This is a genomic window from Bryocella elongata, assembly GCF_900108185.1.
GTDB classification, from domain to species: Bacteria; Acidobacteriota; Terriglobia; order Terriglobales; family Acidobacteriaceae; genus Granulicella; species Granulicella elongata.
The window spans coordinates 310,572-331,258 of record NZ_FNVA01000005.1; the positions used below are offsets into that span (position 1 = coordinate 310,572).

Here is a 20,687-nt window from a genome sequence, read left to right on the forward strand (position 1 = left end):
TCTGATGCCGCCACCGCCTCCAATCGAAAGCAAGCTCGAGAAAAAGCTCGAGGCCGCGGCGTCCGAGCGGCGACGGCTGCCTTCGCTGCATGAGTTCTTTCGCCCCGGCGGCATCCTGGCGGACTCCTCGCTGGCCTTCGAGCACCGGCCCGGCCAGTACAAGATGGCGCAGGCGGTCGAGGAAGCGTTGACCCACCGCCGCAATCTGATCGTGGAGGCCGGTACGGGCACCGGCAAGACGCTCGCGTACCTGCTGCCCGCGCTGCGCCATGCGCGCGAGCAGAGGCAGCGCGTGATCATCAGCACCGGCACCAAGAACCTGCAGGAGCAGCTCTTCTTCAAGGACGTACCGTTCCTTGAATCGCTGCTGGGCCCGCTCGACGTGTGCTACATGAAGGGCCGCGCGAACTACCTTTGCCGGCAGAAGCTCTACGCGCTGCGCGACAACCCGCTGCTGCGCGGGCTCGAGGAGGTGGAGCAGTTTCACCGCATCTCCAACTGGGAGCGCGAGACCGAGACCGGCGACCGCGCCGAGCTGGTCACGCTGCAGGAGCACTCGCCACTGTGGCACAAGATGGATGCCCGCAGCGAGGTGTGCCTGGGCCAGAGCTGCCCCAGCTTCGAGCAGTGTTTCATCACGCAGATGCGGCGCAAGGCGCTGGACTCCGACATCATCATCGTCAATCACCACCTGTTCTTCGCGGACCTCGCCATCAAGCAGCAGTCGGATGGCGCGCGCGATGCCGGCATCCTGCCCGATGCGGCGGCAGTGATCTTCGACGAGGCGCATGAGCTGGAGGACGTGGCCTCGCAGTACTTCGGCGTGGCGCTATCGAATGCCCGCTTCGAGGAGCTCGCACGCGATGTCGAGGCGCTGCTCAAGGCCAAGGGCGTGTACACGGCGTCCATCCCCGGTGCGTGCGAGATGATCCGCCAACGCGCGCGGCTGTTCTTCTCTGCGCTGCCCATGCCCAACGGGCCGTCGGGCAATCCGATGGGCCGCATGGAGTTTCACGACCGCGAGGACTTCCTCGAAGAGTGCGGCGATGTGTATATGGGCGCGCTCAATGCGCTGGAGAAGCTCAGCGGTGAGCTGGAGCGGCTGCGCGAGGTGGAAGAGGCCAGCGGCCTGCGCAAGCGCGCGCAGGACATCCAGGCCCACATGAAGTTCCTGCTCGAGAGCGAGGAGACGAACAACGTCTTCTGGATCGAGCGCCGCCCAACGGGAAACATGCGCAACGCCGCTCGGCTGTTGCGTTCCAGCGATGCCGCGCAGGCCTACTCCACGCATGTGCAGGCCACGCCCATCGATGTCTCGGGCGTGCTCGCGGACTCGCTCTACATGAGCTATCCGAGCGTCATCCTCACCTCGGCAACGTTGGCCGTGGCGGAGAAGAGCGCCATCGTCGCAGGCGAGACCACGCCGGGCTTCACGCATCTGCGCAAGCGCCTCGGCGTGCCGATGCCCAAGGAGCTCATTGTTCCGTCGCACTTCGACTACGCGAAGCAGGCGCTGCTGTACCTGCCCAACTCCATGCCCGAGCCGCGGCACCCCGAGTTCGTGCGCCAGGCGCAGGAGAAGATTCGCCGCGTGCTGGAGATCACGAAGGGGCGTGCGTTTTGCCTCTTCACCAGCTATGCGCAGATGCGCGACCTGCACGACCGCCTGCTGCAGGAGCTGCCCTTTCCCTTGCTCCTGCAAGGCTCCGCGCCCCGGCACGTGCTCGTCGAGGAGTTTCGCAATACCCCCAACGCCGTGCTCTTCGGCACGAGTTCGTTCTGGCAGGGCATCGACGTGCAGGGCGAGCAGTTGAGCTGCGTCATCGTCGACAAGCTGCCCTTCGCCGTGCCCAGCGACCCCATCCTCAAAGCCCGCACCGACGCCATCGCAGCGGCCGGCGGCAATGCCTTTGCGGACCTTCAGGTACCGCAGGCGGTCATCGCGCTCAAGCAGGGCTTCGGGAGGCTCATCCGCTCGTTGAACGACCGCGGCGTGCTGATGCTGCTCGACCCCCGCGTTCGCACTACGCGTTACGGTGCGACGTTCCTGGAGTCGCTGCCGCCGTATCGGCGGACGGATGACATTACGGATGTGGAGCGGTTCTTCGAGGAACCGTCACCCGCTGGCACGAAGTGATCGCGTGCAAGCCGGTAGACCGCGCCCCGAGCCGGTAAACTAGACGAGACGTTATGGGACGCAACCTTTACATCCTGGCTGGCACACTCGGCGGCCTTGGCCTGCTCTCGCTGCTGATCTCCTTCAGCAGCTTCGTGCACACCGTGGGCTCGCCGAGCGACGCGCCCATGTGGCGCATGATGGGCATAGGCCTGATTCTGTTCGCGTTGATGTCCGCCCTGGGAGCCACCTTGTCGTCGCTGTTTGAACAGGCGGACCGTCGCGCCGCCGATCAGCGCCAGCGCGAGCGCACCGAACGCCGCCAGCGCAGGGCACGCTAAGTGTCCCGAGCTTCTACAATGGGTATTGGCGCGATTGGCGTCGTTGGAGTGAGTGATGTTTGAAGTCACCGTGCAGGCAGGGTTTTCTTCCGGGCATTTCCTGCGCAACTACAAGGGAAAGTGCGAGAACCCGCACGGACACAACTACCGCGTGCTGGTCACGCTCGTCGGCCAGGACCTAGACGCGAGCGGCCTTCTGCTGGACTTCAAGGATCTCAAGCTCGTCCTGCGTCCCACGGTCGAGTACCTCGACCACCAGATGATCAACGAGCTGGAGCCGTTCGACGTCGTGAACCCCTCCGCCGAGAACCTGGCGAAGTACTTCTTCGAGAAGACCAGCGACCACGTGAAGGCGATGACCGACGGCCGCGTTCGCGTGAAGGATTGCACCCTCTACGAGACCGATACCAGCTTCGCTCGCTACTACGAGTAAGGCAGGGATTAGGGATCAGGGATTAGGGATTCGGTTCTCTGGTTTGTCGGTCCCTGATAGAAGCCGTGTTTTGGGCGCAGACGCACCACAAAACACTCACGGCGCCGGCGTTAGTCGATGGCGCGCCGCACCCAGCCGCGCACCTTTTCGGCGACCACGCCGTAGAGGACGTGCGATGCCATCTCGCTGGTGTGTTCGCGTGGCGTCTGGTCTTCGGCGGCCGCTCCCAGATCCAGAGCGGGCAGCGCCGCCTCGTGGGTCAGGGTCATCAGCGCCATGCCGAAGGCAGCGCCTTCCTTGGCAGTCGCCGCGGGATAGTACTCGGCAAGCGCTCCATACGCTGCGCCGGCAGCCGCACCGAAAGCCCAGTGAAGGCTCTCGGCAGCGACGTGCTTGGTCTGCGGGGAAAGTTTGTGGCCTGCGATGCGCTCGGCGAGCTCCTCGGGTGGCTCAGGCTCGCCATGCGTACGCGGAGGGTAGAACCGTTCGGCCAGGCTTTTGGCCGCAGTGGCGACGACGCCAGCGACAAGACCGGCGATGAGAGCTTTGGAGAGCGAGCGGGTTGGCTTTTTATCTTGCACGATGAGTGAGATGCGCGCCCGGGCCGGGCGCGCTGCATGGACGTGTCAGGGCTAAAACGTGTAGCCGGGACGCTTGCGACGACCGCCGGTCATGGTCGGGTCGTCCTCGTCCTCGGAGTCCGGGTCATCGTCGTCGTAGTCGACGTAGTCGTCCTCCTCGTCTTCATCTTCGTCCTCATCCTCGTCGTCTTCGTCGTCCTCATCCTCATCGTCTTCGAACTCATCGTCCTCCTCGTCGAGCTCATCGTCGTCGTCTTCGAGGTCGTCGTCCTCATCTTCTTCGTCCTCTTCCTCCTCGTCCTCATCTTCGTCATACGCGGCAAAGAGGGGCTCGGCTGCTTCGGTGGGGGGCAGGAAAGAGGTCTGGACGGGATCTGTGGACTGGGCGGTCGAGTTGCCGGCGAGGGCCAGCAGCAGTGGGCTGGTCAGGTCCAAGGCGGTGAGCGGCTGGATGGAAAACATCGATCGTCTCCTCGTGGGAACTTCCCACGTGCGGGTTTAGATGCGGCGGGGTTCGATCCGCCCCAATATTATTGCCTGAGTTTAGGCCAACTGTTGTGACGACTTACGGCTGAAACTTTGCAAGCTGTTCCTGGGTGGGCCGAGGGGAGATCAGACTGACAACGATCAGTCCAGCGAGTGAGGCGACCAGCGCCGGAAGAATCGCATCCTGCTGGCCGATCGCCGGAGGCAAGAGCGGCCCCAGGCGATCCCAGGCAAGGGTTATGACGGTGCCAGCGGCGATGCTGGCGACAGCACCCCCGGCCGTGGCTCGCTTCCAGAAGAACGCGGCCAGGATCACGGGTGTCAGCGCCGCAGAGTAAATCGTATAAGCCTGCAGGCTCTTTTCCAGCACGCTGGTGACCGCGATTGATTGCACCAGCGCCCATATCCCTAGCAGGATGACCATCGCACGGGAGACCATCAGCACCTCGCCGTTCGAAGCCTCTGGGCGAAGATAGCGCACGAAGATGTCGTTGACCAAATTCGTCGCTGGGGAAAACAGGTAGTTGTTGGCCGTGGAGACCACTTTGGCAAAGATGGCCCCCACCAGCAGGGCTCCGAGCAGCTGCAGCGCGGGGCTTCCGCTAAAGGCGTGGGTCGCGGTGTAGGCCAGGATCTCGCGCGGCCTCTGGGCCACCTCACCGGTGCGGAAGATCGCTGATCCGACCACCGCCACGCCCACGATGACGCTCTCCAGGATGACCGTGCCGACGATCCAGCCCAGCGTCGCCCGGGTCGCGTCCTTCTCGCTCTTGGCGGAGAAGAACTTCTGGTACATCGACTGGTTGCCCAACATGAGCAGGCAGGTGGGCAGGAAGATTGCGAGCGCGGATTTGACCTGCTCGTGGGTCCCGTCGGGAAGCGTTCGCGTATAGCTGGAGATCGGCCGCAGGTCGCCGAAGAGCTGGAAGTGCGTTGCAGGCAGCGCCGCCTGCACGCCGCTCCAACCGCCGGCCAGGTGGATGAGCACCGGCAGCGCCACGATCAGCGTCACGCTGGCGAGCATGCCGATCACGACATCCATGTATGCGACCGAGCCCATACCCGCGATCGCGGTGAAGAGGATCACGAAGCCAGCGAGGATGTAGCGCCCGTGGATTGCGGTCACCTGGGGAAAGATCAGGTGCAGGATGTCTCCGCCGCCGATGAACTGGTAGCTGGTAATGGCCGTGTAGGTGAACAGCACCGCGATGACGCCCAGCACCCGGGCCGTCTGGTTGTAGCGCGACTCCAGCAGGTCGGGGATGGTGAACTGCGCGAACTTCCGTGCTCGCGGCGCGATGAAGTAGATCAGCGCCAGCCCCGCCCAACCGCCGGCGGCCTGCCACAGCGCCGCAAAGCCATGCTTATAGGCGTTCTCCGCTCCGCCCAGCAGCGAGCCGGAGCCGATCCAGCTGGAAAGCAGCGTGAACACCAGCACGAAGGCAGGCAGCGACCGGCCCGCCACGAGGTAGTCCGCCTTCGTCTTGGTCTTGCCAAGGCGCGCGAGAGACACGCCCAGCAGCGTGACAACGATGAGACCAAGAACGATGACGTAGAGAGTCATGGGTGGGGCCATTCTAGAGCATTTCCCTGCCCACCCACCGTGATCGCCCCGGCAGATTGATCCAAGTGAAGATGGCCGCTTCCGGAGCTATGCTTCCTGTATGCGAATCGTGCGTTGGTTGGCTGCGGTGAGTGTCATGGCGGTGGGGATCGGATGCGCCGCGCAGGACTCTCAGGACGCCTGGGAGGCCTCGATGCACGATGTCCTCCATACGCCATATGACAGCAAGCTTCCCGCGCTGGACGCGAAGGTGTGGTCGACCTTTTCTCCGACGCCTGGCGTGCTGGCAGACCGCGTGACCTACAGCACGGCATCGGAAATGCTGGTCCCGGCAATCGTTTACCGTCCGGATCCGAAGGTGACGAAGTACAAGGGCCAGCTGCCGGGCATCGTCATCGTGAACGGCCACGGCTCGGACAAGTTTGGCTGGTACGCGTTTTACTCGGGCATGATGTTCGCCAAGGCCGGCGCGGTCGTCATCACGTACGACCCCATCGGCGAAGGGGAGCGCAACGCCCGCAAGGCCAGCATGGAGAACCCTTCGCCTCACGATGCCGATGTGACGCCGCCGGCTCCCATTCCCCATGACGATTGGGGACAGAGGCTAGCCGGGCTGATGCAGGTGGACCTCGCGCAGGCGATCAGCTACCTGCGTGCGCAGCCTGAGGTCGATCCGAAGCGCATCGGCGTGGCCGGCTACAGCATGGGCGCCTTCATCACCGGTCTGGCGGCTGCGATGGACTACTACGACCACCGCATCGCGGCCGTGGTGCTCTCGGGTGGCGGAACGTATGACGATGCCGCAGGCGGCTACTTCGACGTCAACAGGAACCCCTGCCAAGCGCCGCCGTATCGTGCGCTGCTGCCGTGGCTGAAGATCAAGGGCGAACCTGCGCGTGGCGAGATCCTCTATGCGCTCATCGCGAGCTCTCACCATCCCATGCTGATCATGAATGGCGACAACGACACGGTGATGGACATCCCGCATCACAACGCGGCGTGGTTCCAGGAGCTGCACGATCGCACGATGAAGGACTTCGGCCTGCCGCAGAGCGCGATGTTTCAGGCGGTCTTTTATCCGGGCATCAGCCATCGCACGTCGTGGGTCAATCGCGATGGTGTGGAGTGGCTCAACAGCCAGCTGCACTTTCCGTTCTGGAAGACCAACGCGATCATCGAAGCGCAGGGCACCACGCACGTCAGCACATGGATCACCGCCAACCATGTTGCGATCTCGAAGAACTACTTCCGCGAAGATCGTGAAGGGGGCCTCGATGCTGTCGGCACGGGCCTGCCGGGCATCCCACGCGGAGATCTGATGGTGTTGCCGGATGCCGATTGGCAGCGTGTGAAAGATCGGCTCACCTATGAGGCATGGGCCGCAAAGACCATGGCCGTGGAGCAGGAGGCTGCCGAGAAGCTGCGCGTACACTAAACCTCATGCTTTTTCGGTCTTTCTCCGCAGCCTTCCTTGCGGTTGCCGCCGGCAGCCTTTTCGCGCAGACTCCTTCAGCTACGCTCGCGGTCGATCTCACCGACGCTTCCCGGCACATCCTGCATGCGACCGAGACGCTCACCGTGCAGCCGGGCCCGCTCACCCTGATGTATCCCAAGTGGATTCCCGGCGAGCACATGCCGGACGGACCGATCCAGAACCAGGCAGGCTTCATCATCACCACGCCCAGCGGAGAGCGTGTGAAGTGGGAGCGTGACCCGGTCGAGATGTTTGCGTATCACGTCACGGTGCCGCAGGGCGTCACCACGCTCAACATCAAGATGGACTTCCTCGCGGTCTCGGGAGGGTCGTTCACGGCGGGTGGCTCGACCAGCAACAACCTTGCGCTGCTCAGTTGGAACACGCTGCTCGTCACCCCGAAGGGCTCCGATCCCGCGAAGGTGATGTTCACGCCGTCGGTCACCGTCCCGGTGGATTGGAACTTCGGCACGGCCCTGGAGGCCACCAGCAAGCAGGGTCAGACTACGAGCTTCAAGCCGGTTGCGATGGATCAGCTGATCGATTCGCCTGTCCTCGCTGGCCGTTGGTTCCGCGAGATCCCGCTGGCTGCGGAGATCACTCCGAAGCACTACCTGGATCTCGCCGGCGATGGCCCGGAAGACATCAAGCTCTCGCAGGAGCATATCGATGAGTTCTCTCGGCTCATCCGCGAGACGGGCGCTCTCTACAAGTCGCGCCACTACAACTCGTATCACTTCCTCGTGACGCTCTCTGACCAGGTGGCGCACTTCGGCCTCGAACATCATCAGTCGTCCGACGATCGCGTTGCGGAGAAGACCTTCGTCGACGATGATCAGTTCATCGGCAATGGCCTGCTGCTGCCGCACGAGTTCACGCACTCGTGGAACGGCAAGTACCGCCGGCCCATCGGGCTTGCTACAGGCAACTACGAAGACCCGATGAAGGGCGACCTGCTGTGGGTGTACGAAGGCCTCACCGAGTATCTCGGCGATGTGCTCGCGGCCCGCTGCGGCATCTGGAACAACGCGATCTATCGCGACAGGCTCGCCACGATTGCGGCGTATCTCAACGACGCCCGCCCTGGCCGGACATGGCGCGACCTGCAGGACACCGCGACCTTCGCGCAGGTGCTCTATCTCACCGGCGGAGCGTATGACAACTACCGCCGCGACACCGACTACTACGATGAAGGCGAGCTGCTGTGGCTCGAAGTCGATCTCACCATCCGTTCCAAGACCGATGGCAAGAAGTCGCTGAATGACTTCGCTGCGGCGTTCCACGGCCTCAATGGCAACACCGGTCCCATGGTCGTGCCGTATGACTTCAACGATGTAGTGAAGGGCCTCAACGCTGTGGTGCCCAACGACTGGGAGGCCTTCCTGCGCGCGCGCCTCGACTCCAATGAGTCCCATGCACCGGAGATGGCTGGCATCGATGCGCTCTCCGGCTACAAGCTCATCTATACCGACAAGCCTGACTACTGGTCGCAACTGACGGAGAGTTCGGCGGGCGTTGGTGGTATCGATGCACGCTACTCGGTGGGTCTGCAGGTGGATGCCAACGGCATCGTGCAGGACGCGATCATAGGCGGCGTGGCATACAAGGCCGGTGTCGCTCCGGGCTTCCACATCGTCGCGGTCAATGGCCGGGCGTACTCCGCTGCCTTGATGCATCAGGCACTGCAGGATGCCGCGGGTAAGGGTCCCGCAGTCGAACTGATCGTCGAGAACACAGGCTACTTCAAGATGATTCACCTCGACTACCACGACGGCGAAAAGTATCCGCACTTCGAGCGCGTACCCGGCACGAAGGACCGCCTCGATGACATCGTGGAGCCGATGGTGAAGTAGGGGAGTGGGTAGAGGTCAGTGAGTAGGGAGTAGAAAAACTTACATAGTCGGCTGCGTGCCGGGTTCTGCACTCACCTGTTGCGGGATGGCGCCTTCGCGCTTCATCCCGCGTTCGGCCACCGCAGCTTCAATCTCCGAGTTCACCTCCGCACCCAGGAGCAGCATGAGCCCGCTCAGGTAGAACCAGGTCAGCAGCACGATGACAGCCCCCAGTGAGCCATAGGTGAGCGAGTATGTGTCGAAGTAGTGCAGGTAGATTCGCAGCCCGATCGATGTGAGCAGCCAGCCGCTGATTCCCAGTGCTGCGCCCGGCGTCAGCCATCGCCATACCTTGTTCTTCAGGTCGGGCGCGAAGTAATAGATCACCGCAAACAGCAGCATCAGCAACGCCAGCGCTACAACGGTCGCAACGGTGTGGATCAGGACAATCGCTGTCCACTCCAGCCAGTGATGGTGGATGCGCAGATGTGCAAACCTCGCCGCGGCATCACCCACCAGCAGCACCGCGAGGTTGCCCGTGACGAGCAGACTGAGCAGCGTCGTTACCAGGATCGCCGCACCGCGGGCCTTCCAGTAAGGCCGCGTCTCCTTCACCTTGTAGACGGTGTTCATCCCGTCCTGCATCGCAGAGAAGCCCACCGACGCTGACCACAGCGCAGCCACGATACCGAAGGTCAGCTTGCCCCGCGTCGCCGCAGCTGTCGTCTGGTTGAACGTGTCGATGACCATGCTGTAGGCGGTGTGCGGCACCACCAGCGCGAGGTACTGGAGCAGGTGGTCGTAGAACTCGCCTGCGCGTCGTGCCACAAGGCCCAGCAGCGCGCTCGCGCACACCAGCGTGGGGAACAGCGCAAAGAGAAAGTAGTAGCCCATCTCCGCTGCACGGGAGAGCAGGTTGTCGTCCAGCAGCGCGGCAAGCGTGCGCTTCGCGATCAGCGAAGGCGGAACACCCTGCAGGTCCCAAAGGCTGTGCAGCGGCGAGTGCGAGACGCGGTCCCAGATGCGCTGCGCCCACGGGTCGACGTGCGCTATGGTGTGGTCCTTCGCGTTGACGGGTGCATGTGCCGTTGGGATAGCTGGCGCAATGGCGGGAGCGAGTTCGCGCGCTGGCCCTATCTCGATTGCGGGTTGCGTTTTGGTCGAGGCTGAATCGGAGGAAAGCATCGGGGCCCTTCTACGGCGCGATGCCTGCGTTTGCACCGCGCGGGCGGCTCCTTGACCGTGCGAAGGTCGCTCCTGCAACCTCAGATGCGTCCACGACGAAGCGAGTTGGTGCGATGTGAAGAGCTTGTGCCGCCGCGCAGCCTATCGCAGCGTGTGCGCCCCGCCACGGATCCCGTACAGGATCGACTCCAGTGCACGCTCCGGGTTGCCCTCCGGCAGCGGCACATTCATCCGCGCTGCCATCTGCTGCACGATGCGTTGCGCCATTGTTGCCCGGGTCTCGAGCGAAAGGTCCAGTGCGCGTGCGAAGAAGGCATCGATCACGATCAGGTCCTGCTGGCTCAGCTTTGCAATGGCATCGGCCGGGAACACAGCCGGCACCGGCTGCGACTGCCATGCGGGCGCTTCGGCAGCCGCGAGGGGAAGCGTCGGTTGCACCATGAGCGGCTGCTCCGCCAGGCTCTCATGCACGACGATCGTACCCACCACGAGGTCGCCCAGACGCTTGTTCTGCTTGTTGCACAGCATGGCGATGACCCCGGCAACGTACGCGCTGGGCAGATAGTCGACAAATCGCATCAGGTTGCGCGCCAGTGCCTCGAAGAATGTGATCTGGCGGCCCGAATCCTTGAGCACCCGCAGCTTCATCACGCGCTTGCCGGGCGTTTGACCATGCCACACCGCTTCGAAGATCGCAAAGTATCCCCACACGATGACGAAGTTGATGAATATCAGGATGGCCGTCGCCCAGTGCTCGACCCATGTCTCGCCCCTGCCTCCGGCCCGCGTGACGGCTGTGGCGGCCGCCACCCCGAAGATGATCAGCATCTCCGCAAAGAAGAACGCAAGGATCAGCAGGCCATCCAGCAGCGCCGCGACGAAGCGGCTGCCGATGCCGGCAATATTGAAACGAAGATCGACCCGCTCCGGTGTGTCGATGCTAAGCTGATCGCTAAAGTGGTGGCGCTCGAAGCTTCCCATGCTGTGCCCTCTGCTTTGAATCTCTGCGGTGACCTGCGGCGGTAGACCTGTGCTGAGCAATTCCTGGATCAGTCAACGCAAGGATAACTGGAGTCGGCTCGAGACGCTCGCCCGGCAGGCCGAGACCTTCGGCGTGCGCTCGCTGTCGCACCCGGAGCTTCGCGATTTCGGCCTGCTTTACCGGCAGGCTGCGGCGGATCTCTCGGCGGCACGCGCAGACCGCGGCTCGCGAGCCATCGAGCAATATCTCAACCAGATCGTCAGCCGCGCGCATAACTATGTCTACTCCGGGCAGCGATTCTCGGCGCTCACCGTATGGCGATTCCTCGTGCACGGCTACCCCCGCGTCATCCGCCGCTTCAATGGCTACGTTTATGCGGCGATTGCCATCACGCTGCTGACGGCGGCCCTGGGCGCCATCATCACCATGGTGCGTCCGGAGTTCGGTGTCGCCTTCTTCGGCGCAGAACGCATCGCCGACCTCGACAAGCACAAGATGTGGACGGACAGCATCCTCAGCGTGAAGCCGGAAGAGTCCTCCAGCATCATGACCAACAACATCATGGTGTGCTTCCTTACGTTCATTGGTGGCATCACGGGCGGCCTCTTCACGTTGTACTCGCTGTTCAACAACGGGCTGATGCTGGGCGTCATCGCGGTCATCTGCGCGCAGCATCACATGGCACTCAGCCTGTGGAGCTTCATCGCCGCACACGGCGCGCTGGAACTGCCGTCGATCATGTTCGCGGGCGCGGCCGGGCTACGCCTCGGTGCGGGCATTCTCTTCCCAGGCAACCTGCGCCGCCGCGATTCGATGGCGATCGCTGGCTCCGACGCCGTGCAGATCGTCAGCGGCACGATCCCGCTGCTCATCATCGCCGGCACGCTGGAGGCTTTTCTCTCTCCGAATCACATCGCTGTGGGCATCAAGTTCGGGGTGGGCGGCGTGCTGTTCGTCGGGCTTTGCCTGTGGCTGTACCTGGGCGGACGAGCGACTGAGACAGCAAACAGTAGAGCGTAGACAGCAGACAAGCAATCGAAGGCTCTTGCCTGCACACTACTGTCTAACCTCTACTGTCCGCCCCTACACCATTCCCTTCGCCTTCACTTCGAGATACTGGCTCACCGCGCGTATCCCGATCTCTTCGGCGGTGGTCTCTACGATGAGCACGCCCGAGCGCTCCAGCTTCGCGATGCGTTCTCGACGGCGCTCCAGCATCTCTTCTGCCGCGGCTGCGTGGTACATCTGCGAGCTCGTCGTGGGTGCGCTCGCCGCGAGGGCATCGAGCTCGGGATGGTGCAGCAGCACCAGTACCACGCGATGGCGTCGTGCAAGTTCCGTCGCGGCGATCACCAGCTCGGGCGTGCCCGCAGCGTCGGCGAGCTCCGTGATCCACACGATCAGCCCACGACGGCGCTGTACGTTCTTCAATCTCGCGATGGCATTCAGATGATCCGCCTCGGCAGCCTCGCTGCGAGTCTGGCTCAGCAGGTCCAGCAGCAGTCGAACGTGCATCGGTCCCGCGCCTGGCATCAGCAGCTGCTGCACGCTGCGGCCGTACGTCATCATGCCGAATTTGTCGCCGGAGATGGACACCACCTGCGCCAGCATCGTCGCCGCCGTGGTCGCCTGGTCGAGCTGGGTCACCGTCATCGCGTGCGCGCGCTCCCGCTCGGCATCCGTCTCGGCAACCACCTCGTTCACCGATCGCCGCAGTTCGAAGGCCGTGCGCGAGAGGCGGCCGGCATCGAGCACCACCCACACCTGCTGCGAGCGCTCCACCGTGAACTGGCGAGTCACGAGCTTGCCACGCCGCGCCGTCGCCGTCCAGCTCACGTTGCGGAGCTCGTCGCCGGGCTGGTAGTCGCGCAGCGAATCGAAGTCGCGGCCGATACCGCGCATCTGCAGCTTGCGCCGCTGCATCTCGATCTGCCTCGCGCGCAGCAGGTAGAACTGCGTTGTGCCTCGGCTGTCTTCATGCGCAGGGAAGACTCGCACGGGCTGCGGCTGTGGACCTTCGATGCGTTGGACGACAGGCAGCGCAGCGGCCCAGCGTTCGATCAGCCCCAGCGCGCTGCGATAGCGCAGATATACCTTGCCCAGGGCGAAGTCGCCCCGCTGGCCGGGTCTCAGCGTCGTGATGCTGAGGTTCTCGTCCTGCGGGAAGGCTTCGATCTGCTGCATTGCGGGCTGAAGGATGAGCCCAGCGTGCAGGTCATCGATAGCGACGACGTGCAGGACACCGCTGCCGGTGTGCATAACGCCCAGCTCTACACGCGTCGGTTCGCCCAGCTGTGGGGAATCGAGAAACGTGCGGCGCACGGTGAACGCCGCAGCTCGCGGAAGCAGTATCAGATCGAGTGCGGCGAGCGCCAGCACAAGCGTGTCCCACAACAGCATGAAGCCGATGGCGCGCGGGTGATAGAACGCCGGGATGGATAGCAGCAGACCGCCAGCCAGCAGCAGCAGGGCACGCTGCGTGAGGCCGAATGAGATCCAGCGGATCCGCTTGCCCAAGGGCTGCGCGGCGGCCGAGGCCGAAGGTGGGATCAGCGTCCTCATCGTGTCTCTACTTCGGCACCGGCGTTGCGGCGAGCACATCCCGCAGCACGCGGTCGGAACTCATGCCCTCAAGCTCAGCCTCGGGCCGCAGCACCAGGCGATGGCGCAACGTCGGCAGAGCAGCTTCCTTCACATCGTCGGGCACCACGAAGTCGCGTCCCTCGCGAGCTGCAAAGGCTTTCGATGTAAGCAGCAACGCTGCACTCGCACGGGGGCTTGCACCGAGCGAGATGGCCGGCCACTCGCGGGTGCGACGCACAACGGCAAGCAGATAGTCGAAGATATCGTCTTCCACGCGCACGCTGCGGATCTCGTTTCGCGCCGCGCTCAGCAACTCAACCGGCACAGGCTCGATCGGAGTATCCGCGAGGGCCGTCATGGTGTGCGCGGCATGGTGCCGCTCCAGCACCGTGCGCTCCTCCGCTGCGCTCGGGTAGTCGATCATGATCTTCAGCAGGAAGCGGTCGAGCTGCGCTTCGGGCAGAGGATACGTGCCTTCGAACTCGACCGGATTCTGCGTTGCGAAGACGGTGAAGAAATCGTCAAGCGCACGTCGTTCGCCATCGGCTGTCACCTGCCGCTCTTCCATCGACTCCAGCAGTGCGGCCTGCGTGCGGGGCGGCATGCGGTTGATCTCGTCCGTCAGCAGGAACTGTGTAAACACGGGGCCGGGATGGAAGCGGAAGCCGCCGGGCTGATCGCCGGAGGCAGGCGTGAAGATGTTCGTGCCGAGGATGTCGGCGGGCATCATGTCCGGGGTGCCCTGCACGCGGCGAAACTCGAGGCCGAGGAAGCGCGCGAGCGTCTTCACCGTCAGCGTCTTGGCAACGCCGGGCACGCCCTCCAGCAGCGCATGACCGCCGCAAAGCATGGTCACAAGCGCCTGCTCCACGGCCTCCTGTTGGCCCGCAATGATGCGCCCGATCTGATCGCGGCCGCGTGTAAAGAGTTCCGTGGCGGCGGCGACTCCTGCTCCAACTCCTGATACTGCGCCGGTTTCGTGACTGGCCATGCTGGTCGTATCTCCTGCTGCTAGCTGTGTTGTAGCGGTATTGCACTAAGGCGGTGTCGCGTCGTTCTCGTTGGCAGCGCCTGACTCGTGTCAGCGGAGGCGGTCGGTCCTATCCGCTGCTGTTCGCAGCTGGAGCCACTGACTTTCTTTGCTGTGCTGCCATTTCAGTGGTGGGATGAAGGATGGCGTGCAGGCGCATCTCCTGCTCGTGGATGCCGCGGACAAGATGCAGGGTGCTGCGTGGCGTGAGCTTCTTCTCGTCCGCTTCGGCAGCCTGTTCAAGCAGATCCCGCAGCAGCGTCCATTCGCCTCCGAGGCGATTGGAGAGGGAAGCGGCGATTGCTGTTGGCCCCTCTGCGAGGACGGCCTGCGGCAGCCCGGCCTCGCGTGTCAGCACACGATCCAGCCGTCGCCGTGCCGCGCCGATAGCGGCGATCCGCGCGCCGGCCTTCTCGTACAGGTCGCCCATCGATTCGGCAAATTCGACCGGCGACGAGCGCGGCAGAGTCACCGGCAGACGCAGTGGCCCTCGGCGTCTGCTGAAGCTGAAGAGCAGCAGCGCGCCTACGGCCATCGCCTGCAGTACAAGCCACGTAAGCGGCAGGCCGCGCGCGTAGTCCCACAACGACTCGCGAACCGTCCGCAGCGATTCGTCGAAGTACACGCGGCGTCCATGGCCCAGGTCAGGTCCCAGGCTGGCGAGGAACAGCCTCAGGTTCGCATCGTCCTTCAGGCCGCCATTGGTCAGGGGAGTCGCTTCGGTCCACCAGATGGCCTCGCCCACACCCGATTTTCCGATCACAGAAAACCGCACCACCACGGGATCGAGTCCGCACCGTTGCTCCACGCGATACTGCGGCCCCGGCTTCGCCCAGCGGAGGTAGGCCTGGAACTGCGCGTGACCCGCCGCGGCAAGTTCGCCGGGACCTTCCGGTGTCGTTAGGCAAAGACCCTTGGCGAGCTGACCGACAAACTCCACCTTGCCGTCCAGAAGCTGCGCCCCACCCCAGCCCGTGGTAATCACGCGCCCGCCGTGCTCGAGAAACCGGTGCAGCTCGGAGGCAAGCTCTTTGCCCTGCTGGTCGGTGAAGCTCGGGTCTGCGAGGATCAGCGTCGTGTGCGGGGCGTCCGCATCACTCAGCTCTGCCATCGGTCGCTCCCAGCGCTCCGTGGGCACGCCCAGGGCCTGCAGCATCAGGTACGCCGCCTTGGCGCCCCCGTCTCCGGCGTTCATCGTGGTCGGGCGGGGATCATTGTCCGAGCTCGCGGGCGCAAGCAGGGCAATCACGATCACGAGCACCAGCGTGACCCCTGCGATCGAACCCAGCATCCACTTGTCCCGACGGCTGACGCGATAGCTCATGCAGCCTCCCCGGCGGCGATCTCCGGTGCGGAAGGCGACTGAGCCGATGCCGTGGCCAGGCGTTCGTACAAGGCACGCGCCTCGCGGTACTCTTCGCCATTCGAGCTCTCGAGGCCGTACCAGGCGCGCTCGAAGATTCGGGTCAGCTTCGCCAGAGCCTCCCGCTGCTCACTCCCCGGCGCCAGCAGGCGGACGTATTCACGCGGCGTCCGCGAGGGATCATGACGCCACATCCGCCGCGACTCCAGGTTCAGGATCGCTGCCCAGTACAGCCCATGCAGCGCCTCCCGCCAGTTGTGAGCTGCGGCGCACTTCTCCGCGTGTTCGGCCCAGTCCGTGGATTCGCGGTCCCAGATCGCCGCGTGGGCGGAGGAACCCGCGCTCAGCTTTACCTGCAGCCGCTGCTGAGCCAGCGCGCGTAACATCACGAAAGCCAATCCCGCTGCCGCGCCGAGGAAGAAGACCCACTCCAGCAGAGGGCCTATCCATGGTGTCGATCGGCCCACCTTGCCGACACCGTTGAAGAGGCTATTGATCGCCTGCCAGAAGCGAGCAGCAAAGCGGTCCATCCAGGACGTGCCCTTCACGTGCTGGAACTCCGGCCGTGCGAGGATCGCGTCCACCTGCCGGCGGGCGTTGGACTCCGCCGGAGGCGCGGTGGCGGGCGCTTTCGCTTCACTCTCCAACTCGTCGAGTCGCGCGGTGGCGCCTTTCATCTCCGTAGCACGTTCGTCCGGCTTGGCCTTGCGGGCCTCATCCAGGGTGGTGCGCAGCCAGATCCAGTGCTGGGCGTAGCCACCATCCTTGCCGGGCTCGCCCACGTTGCCATCATTAGCGACCTTGCCGGAGTCGCACGCCTCCGCCTTTGCCGCGCATGCCGCGACGAGCGCTCGCATCTCCCCGATCTGCGCGCGAAGATCCCCCGCCGTGATTGCAGGCAGGGACTCGCCGAGGGCGGTGGAGCCCATCCCCGTCGCCGCCGCCAGCAGGACAGCAAGGAGCCCGGCGGAGGTGCGCGAGTTAGAGGCCTTCGCTGTGACCATCGGTGCCCGGAGGGATGTCAGATGTAGTCGTTGAGCCAGGAGCTTCTGCTTCAGGCAAAGGGGGCGTTGCGGGTGCGTCGGTCGATAGCGGAGCTCGCGGCCTGGCCACCAGCGCCTGGTAGATGCCTCCATCCGGCGCGGGCTGCACTGCGTCTGCGGTGATGAACCTGGGTTGCTCTGGCTGGACCCACGACCCGTTGTTCTGCGTCGCCACCGGTGCAGGAGTGCCTGCGGCTGCGGAGCCTCCCAGCAGAAGTTCCAGGTCCCAGGCCTCCTTCCGCACCCGCTGGTCGAAGTACACCAGCGCGATGCCCAGCGCTCCGATGGGCCCGACCATGCAGGTTCCAAGGAACGAGATGACGAGGTTGATCGCCTGCGCCCACAGAGCCTCCTGGTGCCGCATGGCCGCTCTCACGGCCACGTAGCCCAGCGGAGCCTCCAGCGCGGCGACGACCATGTACATGGCGACGACCACCAGCAGCACCACCAGCAGCCGGCCCTTGGTTCCGGCGGACAACACCTTGCTTCGGCGTATCGACGCCCGGACCGGAAGGTCTTCCAGCACCGAAGCCGGGATCGCCAGCGCATAACGCAGATAAAGGAACGCACCCACCGGAATGGCGATGAACGCTCCCAGGATGATCAACAGCCCGGCGGCGATGAGCATCGTCGGGTTGTTGTTCGCCGTGGCGCGTGTGGAAAGAACCACTCCCGGAACCACGAACAGAAAATACAGTCCGCCGCTGACGAAGAACTGCCACGCGCCAATGCCGAGGTAACGCAGCCACTTTGAGGAGACCGCGCTCATCGACTCCGAGATGGAGGCGTCGCGCCCTTGATAGGTCTCGTAAAGGGCATGAACTACCGCCGCATGCACCACCGAGAAGATCAGGTACCCAAGGACGCTCGCCGAGTAGCTGATGGCCAGAGAGACCAGCGAGATGGTCGCCTGCGTGGCCCGCGCTCGCATGAAGTGCGCGACCGCAACGACAATGCCGGCCATCAGAACCCGGATCAGCGCCGGGGTCGCCAGCAGCCCGCAGAACAGCCAGAATCGCGAACGGTAGACGGTAAAGATGCGATCGAGAATTTCGCCGAGCGAGAGCGGGCGCAGCTCGAAGGCCGCACCTTGCGAGGTGTTGGGCGGCGCAGTCGGCTGGGCTGGCGACGGGCTCCACGGGGTTGACGCCATGCGAAGACTCCTTCCACTCCACCGAAGCGGTCGGCCTGGCGTATCCCGGCAAATCTTCCGGGGTACGCGGCGGCAGTTGAACCGGGCCGGCGCGATGTGCTGGATTGCGGAAGGATAGCATCAACTGGCGACGATCCCGCGCCGCCCGTCCCGGAGTCGAACGGTGCCGCCTGCGGTACATGTTCTCCTCGAGAATTTGCGACGCTGTAATCAACGGCGACTAGCCTGAAGACCATGCGACTTAGCTTCGTCATACCGGCCTACAACGAAGAGGCCTACCTCCCTGCCTGCCTGGAATCGATTCTGGCTCAGATCACGCCCGAACTCCGGGACGTCACGGAGATCATCGTCGTGAACAACGCGAGCACGGACCGGACCCGCGAGGTCGCCCTGCGCTATCCGGGAGTCAAGCTGGTCGATGAGCCGCGCAAGGGCCTCACCTATGCCCGCCAGGCGGGCTTCGCCGCGTCTACTGGCGACCTCATCGCCAACATTGACTCCGACTCGCGCCTCACTCCGGGCTGGCTCACCAAGGTGATCGCCGCCTTTGAGGAAGCTCCGAAGAATGCCGACCGGCCGCTGGTCTCCTTCTCCGGCCCGTTCCTCTACTTCGATCTCACGCCCTCGCAGCGGGTCTTTGTGCATGGCTTCTACATGCTGGCCTGGTGCACCTATGCGCTGAACCGCTACGTGCTCCGCGTTGGTTCCATGGTGCAGGGCGGCAACTTCGTGGTCACGCGAAAGGGGCTCGCCTCCATCGGCGGCTTCAACACCGACATCACCTTCTACGGCGAGGACACGGACATCGCCCGCCGCCTCAACGACGTCGGCGAGGTCCGCTTCACCTTCGAGCTGAAGATGTTCTCCTCCGCCCGCCGCCTGCGCAAGGAAGGCATGTTCACGATGGCTGCGCGTTACTCCATCAACTACCTCTGGACCACCTTCATGAAGCGCCCGTTCACCGAGACCCACATCGACATCCGCGAACAGACGCAGGAGTAGAGGGAAGTGGGTAGAGGGCAGTGAGTAGAGAGTAGAGAAAGACTGAGGCCGCCGGGAAGACTCCCGGCGGCTTCTGTTTTCGGCGCTTACTTTGATTTCGTTTCGTGGGATGAACTGCAGAAAGAGTAAGGCCACCGGCGGTTGCCGGTGGCCAGGTGATGCAGGTCGATTCCCAGATTCCCAGACTCCAGATTCCAGATTCGATCTCTACTCTCTACTCACTGCCCTCTGCTCACTTCTCTTAGATCCACTCCATCTCGTGCGTCGCGTCGTTCACGCGGGGGAAGGCGAGGCTCAGCGGCGCCGAGACCGGTCCCTTGCCGAAGAGCCGGGTGATACCAATCGCCGTTCGTACCGCGAGCGGGGGGCGGCCATCGGCCCACAGCGAGTGCAGCGTCTGCATCTGGCCATTCGCATCCGGGTGGTACACGCGCTCGTCCCAACGCTGCCAGCCGGGCATGAACTCCGGAAAGTTGGTCACAGCGTTCAGCGTCGACCGGACGATCCGCTGCTCCCAGCGCTCCTGGTACTGATTCATGATGTGCAGGTGGCTGCGCTTCTCCACGCGAATCTCTTCGACGAACTCCGTGAACGTGGCGGCGCGGGTCAGGTTGAGCACCGCGTTCGGCTCCAGGCCATGGCGGTCGCCGCCCGAGATCAGCAGCGTGTTCGTGTCGCGCGCCAGGCGGATCACCTCGCGGTTCTCCTGTGCGTGACGAAGTCCGTTCAGCTCCACGGCGTGGATGGTGTCGCCGGCGCGCTGCAGGAAGCGCAGCACCTCGGAGGTGTGCAGGCAGTCACCCACCTTGTGCAGATCCCACAGCGGGTGGTTGAACACGATGAGAATCTGCGGTGATTCGTGCAGCTCGCGCAGCATGCTCAGCAGGATCTCGTCGTTGGGCTGCGCCGTGTAGGCGGCGAAGCGCTGCATCCAGGTTGTAGCGTCGGCGGAAGGCACGTTGTGGATGCCGAGGTGGAAGATGCTCTGGCCGAACGGGGCCGACCACTCCACCGACATCGGGATGTGGCGCGAACCGGGCAGCGTGCGCAGGGTGAAGCAGCCATCCATCGTGTCATGGTCGGTGATCGAGACCAGCGAGCGGAAGCCAAGCTTCTCGATCTGCCCGCACTCCAGGTCCCACGCCATGCGCGGCTGCAGCGGCGGACGCCAGTTGGCGCGATCGAAGTCCAGCTCGATCCCGAACTTGTTGCGCACATGCTTGCGGTAGTGGCTCTCGATGTTCTTTACGCCAGGGATCCACTGGCTCAGCGCGTGGATGAAGTTCAATGTCTCCTCCGACACGCTGGTGTGGCTGTGCAGAGAGACGCCCGTGGTCAGTTCGCCGCCTGCCAGCGGCTCGTCCCAGTTGTTCGTGATTCTGGACGTCAGTTGCATGCGTGTCGCGCCCCCTTGCGCCGACTTACCCGCTACCGCTCTTGCGGTGCTGGGAACAGAATCGCCAGCGCCCATGCACTGAAGGTGTCGGAAGTATGAAAATGCCTTCAATCTTGGGCAGGT

Annotated in this window: 18 protein-coding genes; 7 read left to right on the plus strand and 11 right to left on the minus strand. The window is 64.0% G+C overall.

Features of this window, described 5'->3' with window-relative positions; genetic code table 11:
* Positions 1–4: 4 nt before the first annotated feature.
* From C4S68_RS15400 to queD, 3 genes are read left to right on the plus strand one after another with little or no spacing between them, the layout of a single operon-like run.
* Entirely contained in the window at positions 5–2,137 is a 2,133-nt protein-coding gene (locus C4S68_RS15400; protein ID WP_103933976.1) for an ATP-dependent DNA helicase, read from the plus strand.
* Positions 2,138–2,190: 53 nt separating this feature from the next.
* Positions 2,191–2,457 (plus strand): hypothetical protein, encoded by a 267-nt coding sequence (locus tag C4S68_RS15405; protein WP_103933977.1) that lies wholly within the window; start codon positions 2,191–2,193, stop codon positions 2,455–2,457.
* A 55-nt stretch (positions 2,458–2,512) separates the two neighbouring features.
* Positions 2,513–2,890, plus strand: a complete 378-nt coding sequence (gene queD, locus C4S68_RS15410; RefSeq protein WP_103933978.1) for a 6-carboxytetrahydropterin synthase QueD — start codon at positions 2,513–2,515, stop codon at positions 2,888–2,890.
* 110 nt (positions 2,891–3,000) lie between these two features.
* On the opposite strand, the gene C4S68_RS15415 is transcribed toward queD, so the two are convergent.
* The 3 genes from C4S68_RS15415 to C4S68_RS15425 all read right to left on the minus strand — a co-directional run bounded on the left by C4S68_RS15415 (position 3,001) and on the right by C4S68_RS15425 (position 5,521).
* Complete coding sequence (locus C4S68_RS15415) at positions 3,001–3,471, minus strand: DUF1440 domain-containing protein (RefSeq protein ID WP_103933979.1); 471 nt, start codon at positions 3,469–3,471, stop codon at positions 3,001–3,003.
* Between the two features lie 51 nt (positions 3,472–3,522).
* A complete protein-coding gene (locus C4S68_RS23255) occupies positions 3,523–3,933 on the minus strand; it encodes a hypothetical protein (protein ID WP_160115184.1) in 411 nt (136 codons plus the stop codon).
* A gap of 103 nt (positions 3,934–4,036) precedes the next feature.
* Positions 4,037–5,521 carry a sodium:solute symporter family protein gene (locus C4S68_RS15425; protein ID WP_103933980.1) on the minus strand — a complete coding sequence of 495 codons (1,485 nt, stop codon included), beginning with the start codon at positions 5,519–5,521 and terminating at the stop codon, positions 4,037–4,039.
* A 100-nt stretch (positions 5,522–5,621) separates the two neighbouring features.
* Between C4S68_RS15425 and C4S68_RS15430 the strand changes: the two genes are divergently transcribed.
* Both C4S68_RS15430 and C4S68_RS15435 read left to right on the plus strand, forming a co-directional pair.
* Positions 5,622–6,956, plus strand: a complete 1,335-nt coding sequence (locus tag C4S68_RS15430; RefSeq protein WP_103933981.1) for an alpha/beta hydrolase family protein — start codon at positions 5,622–5,624, stop codon at positions 6,954–6,956.
* 5 nt (positions 6,957–6,961) lie between these two features.
* On the plus strand, positions 6,962–8,848 hold the full coding sequence (locus tag C4S68_RS15435) for a M61 family metallopeptidase (protein WP_103933982.1): 1,887 nt from the start codon (positions 6,962–6,964) through the stop codon (positions 8,846–8,848).
* Positions 8,849–8,887: 39 nt separating this feature from the next.
* Here the strand turns inward: C4S68_RS15435 and C4S68_RS15440 are convergent, their stop codons facing one another.
* Both C4S68_RS15440 and C4S68_RS15445 read right to left on the minus strand, forming a co-directional pair.
* On the minus strand, positions 8,888–10,012 hold the full coding sequence (locus C4S68_RS15440; RefSeq protein ID WP_103933983.1) for a YihY/virulence factor BrkB family protein: 1,125 nt from the start codon (positions 10,010–10,012) through the stop codon (positions 8,888–8,890).
* A 141-nt stretch (positions 10,013–10,153) separates the two neighbouring features.
* Positions 10,154–10,993: an RDD family protein gene (locus tag C4S68_RS15445; protein ID WP_103933984.1), complete on the minus strand. Its 840-nt coding sequence runs from the start codon at positions 10,991–10,993 to the stop codon at positions 10,154–10,156.
* A gap of 49 nt (positions 10,994–11,042) precedes the next feature.
* On the opposite strand from C4S68_RS15445, the gene C4S68_RS15450 reads away from it, so the two are divergent.
* A complete protein-coding gene (locus C4S68_RS15450) occupies positions 11,043–12,014 on the plus strand; it encodes a stage II sporulation protein M (protein WP_103933985.1) in 972 nt (323 codons plus the stop codon).
* Positions 12,015–12,077: 63 nt separating this feature from the next.
* On the opposite strand, the gene C4S68_RS15455 is transcribed toward C4S68_RS15450, so the two are convergent.
* From C4S68_RS15455 to C4S68_RS23260, 5 genes are all read right to left on the minus strand, one after another.
* The gene (locus C4S68_RS15455) at positions 12,078–13,556 is read right to left on the minus strand and encodes a DUF58 domain-containing protein (RefSeq protein ID WP_103933986.1); all 1,479 of its coding nucleotides are present in this window, start codon (positions 13,554–13,556) and stop codon (positions 12,078–12,080) included.
* Between the two features lie 7 nt (positions 13,557–13,563).
* Positions 13,564–14,568 carry an AAA family ATPase gene (locus C4S68_RS15460; RefSeq protein ID WP_103933987.1) on the minus strand — a complete coding sequence of 335 codons (1,005 nt, stop codon included), beginning with the start codon at positions 14,566–14,568 and terminating at the stop codon, positions 13,564–13,566.
* A gap of 109 nt (positions 14,569–14,677) precedes the next feature.
* Positions 14,678–15,931 (minus strand): DUF4350 domain-containing protein, encoded by a 1,254-nt coding sequence (locus tag C4S68_RS15465; RefSeq protein WP_103933988.1) that lies wholly within the window; start codon positions 15,929–15,931, stop codon positions 14,678–14,680.
* Positions 15,928–16,974, minus strand: a complete 1,047-nt coding sequence (locus C4S68_RS15470) for a DUF4129 domain-containing protein (protein WP_160115185.1) — start codon at positions 16,972–16,974, stop codon at positions 15,928–15,930. Before C4S68_RS15470 ends, C4S68_RS15465 begins: the two co-directional genes overlap by 4 nt.
* Positions 16,952–18,166 (minus strand): glycerophosphoryl diester phosphodiesterase membrane domain-containing protein, encoded by a 1,215-nt coding sequence (locus C4S68_RS23260; protein WP_160115186.1) that lies wholly within the window; start codon positions 18,164–18,166, stop codon positions 16,952–16,954. Before C4S68_RS23260 ends, C4S68_RS15470 begins: the two co-directional genes overlap by 23 nt.
* Positions 18,167–18,400: 234 nt before the next feature.
* On the opposite strand from C4S68_RS23260, the gene C4S68_RS15475 reads away from it, so the two are divergent.
* Complete coding sequence (locus C4S68_RS15475) at positions 18,401–19,168, plus strand: glycosyltransferase family 2 protein (protein WP_103933990.1); 768 nt, start codon at positions 18,401–18,403, stop codon at positions 19,166–19,168.
* A gap of 241 nt (positions 19,169–19,409) precedes the next feature.
* Here C4S68_RS15475 and C4S68_RS15480 read toward each other — a convergent pair whose 3' ends face one another.
* Positions 19,410–20,564 carry a PHP domain-containing protein gene (locus tag C4S68_RS15480; protein ID WP_103934142.1) on the minus strand — a complete coding sequence of 385 codons (1,155 nt, stop codon included), beginning with the start codon at positions 20,562–20,564 and terminating at the stop codon, positions 19,410–19,412.
* Positions 20,565–20,687 lie beyond the last annotated feature (123 nt).

Excerpts from the sequence above, each read along its gene's own strand:
- C4S68_RS15400 (WP_103933976.1), top strand. The coding sequence starts at position 5 with ATGCCGCCACCGCCTCCAATCGAAAGCAAGCTCGAGAAAAAGCTCGAG.
- C4S68_RS15405 (WP_103933977.1), top strand. The coding sequence starts at position 2,191 with ATGGGACGCAACCTTTACATCCTGGCTGGCACACTCGGCGGCCTTGGC.
- queD (WP_103933978.1), top strand. The coding sequence starts at position 2,513 with ATGTTTGAAGTCACCGTGCAGGCAGGGTTTTCTTCCGGGCATTTCCTG.
- C4S68_RS23255 (WP_160115184.1), bottom strand. The coding sequence starts at position 3,933 with ATGTTTTCCATCCAGCCGCTCACCGCCTTGGACCTGACCAGCCCACTG.
- C4S68_RS15425 (WP_103933980.1), bottom strand. The coding sequence starts at position 5,521 with ATGACTCTCTACGTCATCGTTCTTGGTCTCATCGTTGTCACGCTGCTG.
- C4S68_RS15430 (WP_103933981.1), top strand. The coding sequence starts at position 5,622 with ATGCGAATCGTGCGTTGGTTGGCTGCGGTGAGTGTCATGGCGGTGGGG.
- C4S68_RS15435 (WP_103933982.1), top strand. The coding sequence starts at position 6,962 with ATGCTTTTTCGGTCTTTCTCCGCAGCCTTCCTTGCGGTTGCCGCCGGC.
- C4S68_RS15440 (WP_103933983.1), bottom strand. The coding sequence starts at position 10,012 with ATGCTTTCCTCCGATTCAGCCTCGACCAAAACGCAACCCGCAATCGAG.
- C4S68_RS15445 (WP_103933984.1), bottom strand. The coding sequence starts at position 10,993 with ATGGGAAGCTTCGAGCGCCACCACTTTAGCGATCAGCTTAGCATCGAC.
- C4S68_RS15455 (WP_103933986.1), bottom strand. The coding sequence starts at position 13,556 with ATGAGGACGCTGATCCCACCTTCGGCCTCGGCCGCCGCGCAGCCCTTG.
- C4S68_RS15460 (WP_103933987.1), bottom strand. The coding sequence starts at position 14,568 with ATGGCCAGTCACGAAACCGGCGCAGTATCAGGAGTTGGAGCAGGAGTC.
- C4S68_RS15465 (WP_103933988.1), bottom strand. The coding sequence starts at position 15,931 with ATGAGCTATCGCGTCAGCCGTCGGGACAAGTGGATGCTGGGTTCGATC.
- C4S68_RS15470 (WP_160115185.1), bottom strand. The coding sequence starts at position 16,974 with ATGGTCACAGCGAAGGCCTCTAACTCGCGCACCTCCGCCGGGCTCCTT.
- C4S68_RS23260 (WP_160115186.1), bottom strand. The coding sequence starts at position 18,166 with ATGGCGTCAACCCCGTGGAGCCCGTCGCCAGCCCAGCCGACTGCGCCG.
- C4S68_RS15475 (WP_103933990.1), top strand. The coding sequence starts at position 18,401 with ATGCGACTTAGCTTCGTCATACCGGCCTACAACGAAGAGGCCTACCTC.
- C4S68_RS15480 (WP_103934142.1), bottom strand. The coding sequence starts at position 20,564 with ATGCAACTGACGTCCAGAATCACGAACAACTGGGACGAGCCGCTGGCA.